The organism is Nocardia rhamnosiphila NBRC 108938 (assembly GCF_000720425.1).
In the GTDB taxonomy this organism is placed as follows: Bacteria; Actinomycetota; Actinomycetes; order Mycobacteriales; family Mycobacteriaceae; genus Nocardia; species Nocardia rhamnosiphila.
On the sequence record NZ_JOAJ01000010.1, the window covers coordinates 321,270 to 330,921 of the forward strand.

Annotated in this window: 11 protein-coding genes; 5 read left to right on the plus strand and 6 right to left on the minus strand. The window is 67.4% G+C overall.

All coding sequences use genetic code 11. The annotated features are described in order from the left end of the window. Positions 1-12 precede the first annotated feature (12 nt). Entirely contained in the window at positions 13-1,608 is a 1,596-nt protein-coding gene (locus IG75_RS0130980; RefSeq protein ID WP_081877247.1) for an NTF2-like N-terminal transpeptidase domain-containing protein, read from the minus strand. Between the two features lie 388 nt (positions 1,609-1,996). On the opposite strand from IG75_RS0130980, the gene aroQ reads away from it, so the two are divergent. Continuing rightward, the gene (gene aroQ, locus IG75_RS0130985; protein ID WP_030524894.1) at positions 1,997-2,461 is read left to right on the plus strand and encodes a type II 3-dehydroquinate dehydratase; all 465 of its coding nucleotides are present in this window, start codon (positions 1,997-1,999) and stop codon (positions 2,459-2,461) included. A 22-nt stretch (positions 2,462-2,483) separates the two neighbouring features. On the opposite strand, the gene IG75_RS0130990 is transcribed toward aroQ, so the two are convergent. Beyond that, positions 2,484-2,939, minus strand: coding sequence for a nitroreductase family deazaflavin-dependent oxidoreductase (locus IG75_RS0130990; protein WP_030524895.1), 456 nt, complete (start codon positions 2,937-2,939; stop codon positions 2,484-2,486). 267 nt (positions 2,940-3,206) lie between these two features. Here IG75_RS0130990 and IG75_RS0130995 point away from each other — a divergent pair, with 267 nt between their 5' ends. Both IG75_RS0130995 and IG75_RS0131000 read left to right on the plus strand, forming a co-directional pair. Beyond that, positions 3,207-4,304, plus strand: coding sequence for a zinc-binding dehydrogenase (locus tag IG75_RS0130995; protein ID WP_030524896.1), 1,098 nt, complete (start codon positions 3,207-3,209; stop codon positions 4,302-4,304). A 53-nt stretch (positions 4,305-4,357) separates the two neighbouring features. Next, positions 4,358-4,669: a GNAT family N-acetyltransferase gene (locus tag IG75_RS0131000; protein ID WP_030524897.1), complete on the plus strand. Its 312-nt coding sequence runs from the start codon at positions 4,358-4,360 to the stop codon at positions 4,667-4,669. A gap of 40 nt (positions 4,670-4,709) precedes the next feature. Here the strand turns inward: IG75_RS0131000 and IG75_RS0131005 are convergent, their stop codons facing one another. After that, a complete protein-coding gene (locus IG75_RS0131005) occupies positions 4,710-5,471 on the minus strand; it encodes a lysophospholipid acyltransferase family protein (protein WP_030524898.1) in 762 nt (253 codons plus the stop codon). A gap of 127 nt (positions 5,472-5,598) precedes the next feature. Between IG75_RS0131005 and IG75_RS0131010 the strand changes: the two genes are divergently transcribed. Beyond that, positions 5,599-6,258, plus strand: coding sequence for a YqgE/AlgH family protein (locus IG75_RS0131010; RefSeq protein WP_030524899.1), 660 nt, complete (start codon positions 5,599-5,601; stop codon positions 6,256-6,258). A 49-nt stretch (positions 6,259-6,307) separates the two neighbouring features. On the opposite strand, the gene IG75_RS0131015 is transcribed toward IG75_RS0131010, so the two are convergent. The 3 genes from IG75_RS0131015 to IG75_RS0131025 all read right to left on the minus strand — a co-directional run bounded on the left by IG75_RS0131015 (position 6,308) and on the right by IG75_RS0131025 (position 8,710). Then, entirely contained in the window at positions 6,308-7,117 is an 810-nt protein-coding gene (locus IG75_RS0131015; protein WP_030524900.1) for an ABC transporter permease, read from the minus strand. Next, the gene (locus tag IG75_RS0131020; RefSeq protein ID WP_030524901.1) at positions 7,114-8,076 is read right to left on the minus strand and encodes a daunorubicin resistance protein DrrA family ABC transporter ATP-binding protein; all 963 of its coding nucleotides are present in this window, start codon (positions 8,074-8,076) and stop codon (positions 7,114-7,116) included. The genes IG75_RS0131015 and IG75_RS0131020 overlap by 4 nt, the downstream gene beginning before the upstream one ends. 121 nt (positions 8,077-8,197) lie before the next feature. Then, on the minus strand, positions 8,198-8,710 hold the full coding sequence (locus IG75_RS0131025; RefSeq protein WP_030524902.1) for an EXLDI protein: 513 nt from the start codon (positions 8,708-8,710) through the stop codon (positions 8,198-8,200). 212 nt (positions 8,711-8,922) lie between these two features. On the opposite strand from IG75_RS0131025, the gene IG75_RS0131030 reads away from it, so the two are divergent. Next, positions 8,923-9,429: a hypothetical protein gene (locus IG75_RS0131030; RefSeq protein WP_030524903.1), complete on the plus strand. Its 507-nt coding sequence runs from the start codon at positions 8,923-8,925 to the stop codon at positions 9,427-9,429. The last annotated feature ends 223 nt before the right edge of the window (positions 9,430-9,652 follow it).

The following is a 9,652-nucleotide window of genomic DNA, read 5'->3' on the forward strand; positions in this document are numbered from 1 at the left end:
CCCGGCCGCCGCTCATTCGTCCGGCTTGGCCAGCGCCTGCAACATCCGCTCGCCCATCCGGACGACCATATCGCCGCTGTCGACATCGGCGATATGGATGGCGAACGACAGATCACCCATACTCGCGATCAGCCAGCCGTCGTCCCCGGCCTTGGCCGAGAACCCGGTGACGTCACGGAATCCGCGCAGCCGCGCCATCTGCGGCGCGTTCATCCCGTCGCGCATCGCCGCGCGCAGGGCCGCGTCGACAGGCCCCGGCAGCGGCCCCATGGGCGCGTCGGTTTCGCTGGGCCGGCCCCGTTCGAGCATCGGCGGGCGGGTCGCGCCGTTGGTGATGGCCGCCGCCGCGATCGCCATGCCGAACGGACTGACCAGCAGCGCGTCCGTTCCACCGCCCTGGCGAACCGGTTCCGCGCCGCCCGCCCCCGCCGGGCGCCCGGTCACTTCCTCGAGCCCGGGGACCCGGAAGTCCACGCCGACACCGAGCATGGCGGCCGCCTCGATCATCTCCTGGTCGGTGACGTCCCCGGGTGCTTTGCCCTTGGCCGCCCCGGCCGCCTTCTTGAACAACTCGATGGCGCCGCCCACCGGGTACAGCCCGGTGAACGCGACCGGACCCTGTGCGCTCGAGTAGTTGTTCTGCGCCGCCGCCACCACGGCTCCGGTGGAGGGCTGGGTGACCACGATGGAGGCGGGTGAACCCACGCTGACCACCGCGTCCTCTGCCGCACGCTGCAACCGCTGGTCCATGGTGCCCGGGATATCCGGACCGGCCGGACCCTGGTTGCCCGCCAGCTGTTTGACGAAGCGGCCGTTCTCGAACAGTTGCACGCCCCAGCCGGAATGCTGGTCCTGGCTCTGTTCCCAGACCTTCTTCATGGCGTCGAGAATGGGCGAGAAGATCCGGCGATCGGAGACGATGAGCCGCGGCTCCTGCTTCATCACCACGCCCGGGATCGGCGCCATCCGCGGTTCCAGGATCGCGAAATCGCCCTCGCGCAGGCTGACCGCCGTGATCGGTTTTCCGCCGGCGGCGGCCAGGTCGTCACGGAGTGAGGCGCCGGTGATCAGGGGCGCCACCGGTTCGATGGCACGGGCCAGCGCGTCGGTGGAGGCGACCGGATCCGGCATCCGCGACGGATCGAGTTCGACGACATTGATGATCTGCTGGGTCATCAACGGTTTACCGATATTGTCGACGACCTTCGGCGGCGGGTCCGGGGTGGTACGCACCAGCCGCACGGTGCGGTTCTGGCTGAGCTCGGGCATGACCACCGCCGGATCCCAGGAGATCCGCCAGCCGTTCGCGAGTTTGCGGACGGTGCCCTCCAGCCCATAGGACCAGTTCTTCTGCTCGCCGAAGCTCCACTGCACATCGAGACTGAAGATGCCGGATTCGGCATCGAGTCCGATGAATTGCGCCTTCTCGTAGTCGACGGTGCCCGATTCGAGCCCCTCGAACATTTGCTGAAGGGTTGCCGAAGCCGCCGAGGGGTAGGAGGTCAACTCCGCCGCGGCGGCGTAGTCGTGCTCGTCGAGTCGTTCGGTGAATTGGTCTACGACCGCTTCGGGTCCGGCCGCCTCGGCCCCGGACCCGCACGATCCCATCGCAATTGCCAGAGCCGCCACCCCCGTAAGGGCTATTGCGCCCCGGAAGCGAAAGCGGCGGGATCCCCTCACGTCCATGTCGCCCACTCTTCACTCTTGTCACACCGGTAACAAGACCACCGTACCTGAAAAATGCCTGCTTGCGAGTGATCGCAAACCCGAAACCCTACCGTGCCCCACCGTGTGCGGTTGCGGCCGAGCCCAACTCGTCGCACAGCGGACCATGATCAATTATCGGGGCGCCCGAGAACACCCGGCGACGCTACGCTACCGATCGATCAGAAGCGGTGCGCCGTTACCCCGCGAGTCCGCATTCATCGAAGAGATACCCCGTTACGGTAGCTCAGAATCATCCGCCCGCGCGGGAGGTGTCGGTAGGGTTGCTGTCATGTCCGATGCCGCCGTCCCGCAAACCTCGAGCAGCCCGATTCTGGTCCTCAACGGGCCCAACCTGAATATGCTCGGCACTCGGCAACCCGAGATATACGGGTCGGAGACCCTCGACGATGTGATCGAATTGTGTCGTCGGGCCGCGGCGGCGCACGGGTGGGAGATAGCCCATTTCCAGTCGAATTCCGAGGGCGCGCTGATCGACCGGATCCACGAGGCGCGCGGTACGGTGTCGGCGATCGTGATAAATCCCGGCGGCCTGACCCACACCTCGGTGGCGCTGCGCGATGCGCTGGTCGTTCCGGAGGTGCCGATCGTCGAGGTGCACATCAGCAATGTGCACGCCCGCGAGGAGTTCCGCCGGCACTCCTACATCTCCCCCATCGCCGACGCGGTCGTGGCCGGGATGGGTATCCAGGGCTATGCCGCCGCGATCGAATACCTGCTGACCCGGCGGTCCTGACCCTCGGTTGCCGGCCGCTGCCTCAACTCGCGCTCTCGATCCGGAAAACCGGGAAGCCCGGGGCGATTTCGGCGAGTTCGGCGTCGGTGGAGTCCTTGGTGATGCCCTCGAAAAAGCGGCCGACCTCCCAACCCCAGCGCTCGAGGTAGAGCCGCAGCAGCGGCACCTTGTCCGCGTCGGCGACCTCGATTCCGGTGAATGCCTCGGTCCGCCGGCCCAGCCGCAGCTCACCGGTACCGGCGGCCCGCAGATTGCGCACCCACTGCGTGTGGCCACGCGGGGCCACGAGATAACGCTGTCCGTCGGCGGCGGTCATCAGGTTGACCATGGTGGTCCGCCACTCCCCCGACTTGCGCCCGCGCACCGCCAGCAACCGGGAGCCGGCGACGCTGATCCCGAGCTTGGGCAGCAGGTTGGCGAGCCGGTTGAAGATCGGGTCGAAACCGGTGGGGGCGAGGTAGCGGGTCGCGGCGGTCATCGTTTTCTCCTTTGTGAGCGGTGCTCTCTGTTGCGAACAACAATCGCACCTTCCGGCACCCATGTCAAGAGCAGTGCTCTCGTTTATTGGAAGACGCAGGTAGAAGACGCGCCAGACTGCGCAAGTGCGACGGTTCGGGCGGCAATAACCGGCCGGACGGCCGAACCGGCTCCCGGCAGCGCCTTTTTCTGAGACGGTGGTCGGGCTCGGCTGTTCCCACGCGGACACCGGGCGCGTGTGCCGGAACGAACGACGGAGGAGAGTGGCGTGCGGGCCGCAGTTTTCCACGGAACCGAACCCCGACTGGTGATCGAGGACATCCCGGTGCCGGTCCCCCGGCGCGGCGAGGTCCTGTTGCGGGTCACCGCCTGCGGGGTCTGCCACACCGACCTGCACGTCCTGCGCTCCGAGGTGAAATTTCCCGTGCCCGCGGTACTCGGCCACGAGGTATCCGGCGTGGTCGAACAACTCGGCGAAGACGTGGAAACGATCGCGGTCGGCGACAAGGTGGTCTGCAGCTTCATCATGCCCTGCGGCGACTGCCGCCACTGTGTCCGCGGCGCCGAGGACCTGTGCGAGAAATTCTTCGCCCACAACCGGCTCAACGGCACCCTCTACGACGGCACGACCCGCCTCGCCCGCGCCGACGGAACCCCGCTGGCCATGTACTCGATGGGCGGGCTCGCCGAATACTGCGTGGTGCCCGCCTCCGATGTCTTCGCAGTACCCGCGGAAGTCGGACTCGAGGCCGTATCGATCCTGGGTTGTAGCTCCTTCACCGCGCTCGGCGCCGTGCACACCGCCGAACTCGCGCTCGGCGACCGGATCGCGGTGATCGCGGCCGGTGGCGTGGGATCGTCGATCGTGCAGTTCGCGGCGGCGGCCGGGGTCGCCCGGATCATCGCGATCGATATCAGCGACGACAAACTGGCCGCGGTCGCGAAACTCGGTGCCACCCATACGATCAACTCCCGCACCGAGGACGCCGCGGCCCGGGTCCGGGAGCTGACCGAAGGGCACGGTGTGGACGTGGCGTTCGAGGCGCTGGGCAGCGCCGCGACGTTCGCGACGGCCCTGGACGTACTGGACGACGGCGGCCGCGCGGTGGTGGTGGGCATCGCGCCCGCCGGCACCACCGGCGCCGTGGACCTGGCCCGCCTGGTACGCCGCAAACTGCAGATCCGCGGCTCCTACGGCGCGAAGGCGCGCACCGATATGCCCGCGCTGCTGCGGATGGTCGCGGCCGATACGGTCCGACCGCAGGACGTCATCACCCGCCGCTACTCGCTGGACCGGGCCGACGAGGCCTACAGCGCACTGGCCCGCGGCGAGATCGTCGGACGGGCGATCATCGAAATCGACTGACCCGCCGCGCGTATCGATGCGAAAATTCACCGCCGAACGAGTAACGTCGAGCCATGCCGACGGAGGTCCGCAACAACACCGCACTGGAACGCTTCGAGATCACGGTCGAGGGCGAGGTCGCGGGATATACCGAATATCAGGACACCGTCGGCGAGCGCGCATTCGTGCACACCGAGGTCGATCCGCGATTCGACGGCCGGGATTACGCCCGGATCCTCATCGAGTCCGCCTTGCACGCCACCCACGCCGAAGGCCTGGGTGTGTTGCCCATGTGCAGGGTGGTTCAGAATTTCATCGAGACCAGACCGCAATACCTGTCGCTGGTGCCGCACTGGGCCCGCGACCGCCTGGGGCTGCCGCAGTAGGGGCCCTGCCGCTACTGCGGCAGGGCCCGCGGACGGGCTCTCAGTAGGCGGCCACGGCGCCGTCGAGGGCCTGCTGCAGATCGGTGCGTACCAGCCGGGCGATCTCCGCGGGCCGGGTCGGCAGTTCGGTTCGCGGCATTCCGAAGTAGAAGCTCGCCGCTTTCGCCTGCTCCTTGGTCGGCTCGATCGCCGGGTCGGCGCGCGGGCCGTAACTCAGGCCGAGACCGACCAGTGCCGGCCGGGCGCCGAGTCTGGTGGTCCGGAAGGCGATATGCCCGATACCCGTTCCGACCGCCTGCACCTGTGCCGGGTCGATATCGTTGCAGGTGCCCTCCGGAAAGATCGCCAGGCTGTCCCCATGGGCCAGGCGTTCGGCGCAGATATCCATCATCTGCTGCCCCGCCGCGTTCACCGCCCGCAGCCCGTGGTCGCTCCCGCGGAACACCGGGATACCGCCCATCATGTCGATACGGCGGCGTAATTTGGCCTCCTCGAACAGCTCGTCCTTGGCCAGCACCCGGGTGCGGCCGATGATCGGCCGTAGTTCACTGCGCCAGGCCGCGGCCGCGAGGGTGTAGGGATCCAGCCGGGACAGGTGGTTCACCGCGATCAGCAGCGGGGTCCGGGAGCGGATGAGGGCGCCGATCGCCTCACGCGCCCCGGCCGCGTAGCCGACCCGCGGCCGGTAGCGCCGCCCGAGCAGGGCATAGGCGCCCATCGCCTGTAGGCGGTTCTGCCGGTGTTCGCGGTAGAAGGCGTACACGTCGTCGCTGTTGTCCAGGAGCACCTCGGGGGGACGCATACGGCTGACTCTACGAGGCTGTCGCGGTATGTCCAGATGGCGCGGAAACGACTCCCGAGCGAATTTCGCGCGAAGTGAACCGTTGATCAGAGCGGCACAGTCGGGCAATAACTGCGATGATGGCCAGGTGGCGCAGGCAGATGACCCCGATGATCGCAAGACCCGGGGCGGCCGCGGTGACGGGCACGAGCCCGAACCTGGTCGTCGCGGTAACCGGCAGGGTGAGCAGACGGTGCGGGCCGGGACCCTACTCGTTTCCTCGACCGACCTGGCCGAACCCACGTTCCGCCGCACGGTGGTCTACATCATCGAGCACAACGACGCGGGCACGCTCGGGGTGGTGCTGAACCGGCCCAGCGACACCCCGGTGCACGATGTGCTGCCACAGTGGGCGGAGCTGTCGGCCCGGCCGCACACTCTGTTCGTGGGCGGGCCCGTCAAACGGGATGCCGCGCTGTGCCTGGGCACCTTGCGGGTGGGCGCGTCCATCGACGGGGTGCCGGGGCTGCGCCGGGTGGACGGCCGGGTGGTGCTGGTCGATCTGGACGCCGAACCGGACCGGATCGGCCCGCTGGTCGAGGGTGTCCGGATATTCGCCGGGTACGCGGGCTGGACCTTCGGCCAATTGGACAGTGAGCTGGCCAACGACGACTGGATCGTCGTATCCGCCCTGCCCAGTGATCCGATCGCCGGGCGGCGCACCGATATGTGGGCGCAGGTGCTGCGCCGGCAGCCGCTGCCGCTGTCGCTGCTGGCCACCCATCCGATCGAGGTCGAACGCAACTAGCGCGCCGAGATCCCCGCCGGCGAACCGGCGGGGATCGGCACGGCGGGCGTCAGCGGCCCTGGCGCCGGAACACCGTGGTCGACCAGAGGAAACCGCCCAGGCCGATCACCAGGCACCAGCCCAGCGAGACCAGCGCGTTGTTCCCGATGGCGCTGCCCATCAGCAGGCCTCGTATCGTCTCGGTGAACGGGGTGAACGGCTGATACTCGGCGAACCAGCGCATCACTGTCGGCATGGTGTCGGTGGGCACCAGACCGGAGCCGAGGAACGGCAGCATCATGATCGGGAACGGCAGATTGCTGGCGCTCTCCGGGTTCGGTGCGATCAGTCCGAACGCCACCGAGAGCCAGGTCAGCGCGAAGACGATCAGCAGCAGGAAGCCGATCGCGACGACCCATTCCAGCGGCGTGGCCGACGGGCGGAACCCCATCAGCAGCGACGCACCCAGCATCGCGGCCAAGGCCAGCAACGCCTGTACCTGGACTCCCAGCACATGTCCGGTGAGCAGCGAGGACTGCGAGATCGCCATGGTGCGGAAGCGGTTGACGATGCCCTTGGTGACGTCGGTGCACACCGATACCGCCACCGAGGCGGTCAGATAGGCCGGCAGCAGCAACAGCATTCCGGGGGCCAGGTAGTCGATGTAGTCGACGCTGCCGCCGTCGGGGCCGGAGCCGAGACCGCCCTCCAGCGCACCGCCGAAGACATAGTTGAAGATCGCCAGCAGAACGATCGGCATGATCGTGACCGAGATCGTCATGCTCGGATAGCGCCGCGCCTGAAGCAGGTTGCGCCGCAGCATGGTCCAGGAATCGGCCAGCGGTGCGGCCGTACGCGGCGCGTGGGTGAGGGTGGTCATCGCACGGGTTCCTTTTCTGCGGTGGGGGTTCCGGTGAGGGTGAGGAAGACGTCGTCCAGGTTGGGGGTGTGCACGGACAGGCCCTCGGCATGAAGTCGGTTGGCGTCGATACGGTCGAGTACCGAGCGCAGCGAACCGAGACCGCCGTCGCCGGGCACGGCGAGGATCAGCTCGTCGTCGATGGTCCGGGCGGTGGCACCGAAAACGGCCGCCGCGGCGCGAAGTTCGTCGGTATCGCCGAACTGCACCCGGATATGTCCGCCGGGGACCAGCCGTTTCAGTTCGGCCGAGGTGCCCTCGGCCACGATCCGGCCGTGGTCGAGTACCGCGATCCGGTCGGCCAGCTGGTCGGCCTCCTCCAGGTACTGGGTGGTGAGGAAGACGGTGACCCCGTAATCCTGGACCAGGCCGCCGATGATCTCCCACATGGTGCGGCGGCTGCGCGGGTCGAGGCCGGTGGTGGGCTCGTCCAGGAAGATGATGCGCGGATCACCGACCAGGGTCATGGCCAGGTCCAGGCGGCGGGTCATACCCCCGGAGTAGGTGCCGGCGGACTTGTCGCCCGCCTCCACCAGATCGAAGCGTTCCAGCAGTTCCTGGGCGAGTTCGCGGCCACGCTTGCGCGGGATATGGTGCAGGTCCCCCATGAGCTGGAGGTTTTCCCGCCCGGTGAGCAGTTCGTCCACCGCGACGAACTGCCCGGTGACACCGATCGCCGAACGCACAGCGTTCGGATCGGTGGCCGGGTCGTGTCCGCCGACCCGGATATCGCCGTCGTCGGCGGCGATCAGGGTGCTCAGGATCTGCACGGTGGTGGTCTTACCGGCGCCGTTGGGGCCGAGCAGGGAGTAGATGGTGCCCTCGGGGACGGCGATGTCGACACCGTCGAGCACCACCTTGTCTCCGTAGGACTTGCGGAGACCGGCCGCGCGGATGGCCGGGCTGCGTCCGTTGTTCATGGTCTTCCTTTCGAAAATCAATAATTTAATGCGAATGTGAGCATGTTTCATCGACACCGCTCCCCTGGTCGCGGTGCGGTGTTTTCAATACGCGGTCACGGCCGCGTGCGGCCGGAACGGATCAGATATCGAGTTCTTCCACGGGTGGACGATCGGCGATCCCGGAGATCCGCCGGTAGAGCTGGTCCGGAATCTTGTCCCGTAATTCCTCCAGAGTGTCCACAACCGTGAAAACGTAGTCGCCCCAGTCGTGCTCGATACCGAGCATGCGGCGCCAGTTCTTCAGGTCGCGCACCCAGTTCGCCGATTCGGGATAGTCCGACCAATTCGAATACTGCTCGTGCAGCGCGTATTTCCCTTTGCGGCCGCGGAACACCCGGATGTGCTCCATCCGCTCATCCCCCACGTCCCGGTGTTCACCGAGCAGGGCACCCTGGAAGCGCACCTGCCGGACACCGTTGTGGCCGACCCGGAGCACGATTTCCTCGTACCCCTCGACCTTGCCCTCCTCCAATTCGATGAAGCGTTTGAGCGCGGTGACCACCGCGCCGGACAGATTGCCGCCGACCAACTCCTGCGCGCGCTGGAACAGCGGCAGGTCGTCGTCGGCGACGTAGATGGTCTTGTTCGGCATGAGCCAACTATACGTAGACATATACGTACACGCAACAGCAGGCGCGCCCGCGGTTCACACCCCCCAGAGTGGGGCCGATCACCCCAATTGACGGCTATCTATTGAACGTGCCGTTATTTAGCGGTACGGTAGGTGATGTTCCGATAAAGCGCTCCAGCGAGTGCGACCGCCCCAGATCCCACGCCGGGGCGCGACCGAGTGAGGACCCTCCGATGAACACCAACCCCGCACAGCGCACCCGCCGCCTCGCCGCGCGAATCGCCGCGATCGCGGTCATCGCCCTCACACCGCTGGCCGTCACCGCCGGCTCCGCCCTCGCCGATGCCGGCCAGGCGACCCAGATCAGCGATTCCCACGATTCCGGCGACAGCTTCGGCGATAGCGACAGCTGGAACGGCAACGGGGATTTCGGCTGGGACGACAACGGCCAGTACGGCTACGTCGATCACAACCGGCAGAACTACGACGGATACGAAGATCACCTCAACAGCGGCGGCAACCAGTACCCCGACCGCGATTCGCACAACGACAACAGCGGCTACGACCAGCCGGCGGATTGGGATCGGGCGGATCACGGCGGCGGCTCCCCGAGCCCGGCCGCCTGGAACACGCCCAACCCCTACATCCCCGCGCCGGCACCGAGCCTGCTGCCGGCGATTCACCTGCCGGGCCTGCCGCAGCTGCCGTTCGCGCTTCCCGGCCTGCCGCCCCTCCCCTGAGCGGGCAGTACCGATGGCTACGCCATTACGTTGCCGTTACATGACGGCGCATTACCTGGTGAATCGTTACAGCAAGGCCGGAACAGAACGGAGCACATCATGACCATCGCCCGCACCTTCGGATTCGTGAAGAGAATCGCCGCCGCCACCGTGCTGGCCGGAGCCCTCGCCGCGATCCCCGCCACCCTCGCCCCCCAAGTGGCCCTCGCCGACGTCCCCGGCC

Excerpts from the sequence above, each read along its gene's own strand:
- IG75_RS0131020 (WP_030524901.1), bottom strand. The coding sequence starts at position 8,076 with ATGAACAACGGACGCAGCCCGGCCATCCGCGCGGCCGGTCTCCGCAAG.
- IG75_RS0131005 (WP_030524898.1), bottom strand. The coding sequence starts at position 5,471 with ATGCGTCCCCCCGAGGTGCTCCTGGACAACAGCGACGACGTGTACGCC.
- IG75_RS0131000 (WP_030524897.1), top strand. The coding sequence starts at position 4,358 with ATGCCGACGGAGGTCCGCAACAACACCGCACTGGAACGCTTCGAGATC.
- IG75_RS0130980 (WP_081877247.1), bottom strand. The coding sequence starts at position 1,608 with ATGGGATCGTGCGGGTCCGGGGCCGAGGCGGCCGGACCCGAAGCGGTC.
- IG75_RS0131025 (WP_030524902.1), bottom strand. The coding sequence starts at position 8,710 with ATGCCGAACAAGACCATCTACGTCGCCGACGACGACCTGCCGCTGTTC.
- IG75_RS0130990 (WP_030524895.1), bottom strand. The coding sequence starts at position 2,939 with ATGACCGCCGCGACCCGCTACCTCGCCCCCACCGGTTTCGACCCGATC.
- aroQ (WP_030524894.1), top strand. The coding sequence starts at position 1,997 with ATGTCCGATGCCGCCGTCCCGCAAACCTCGAGCAGCCCGATTCTGGTC.
- IG75_RS0131015 (WP_030524900.1), bottom strand. The coding sequence starts at position 7,117 with ATGACCACCCTCACCCACGCGCCGCGTACGGCCGCACCGCTGGCCGAT.
- IG75_RS0131030 (WP_030524903.1), top strand. The coding sequence starts at position 8,923 with ATGAACACCAACCCCGCACAGCGCACCCGCCGCCTCGCCGCGCGAATC.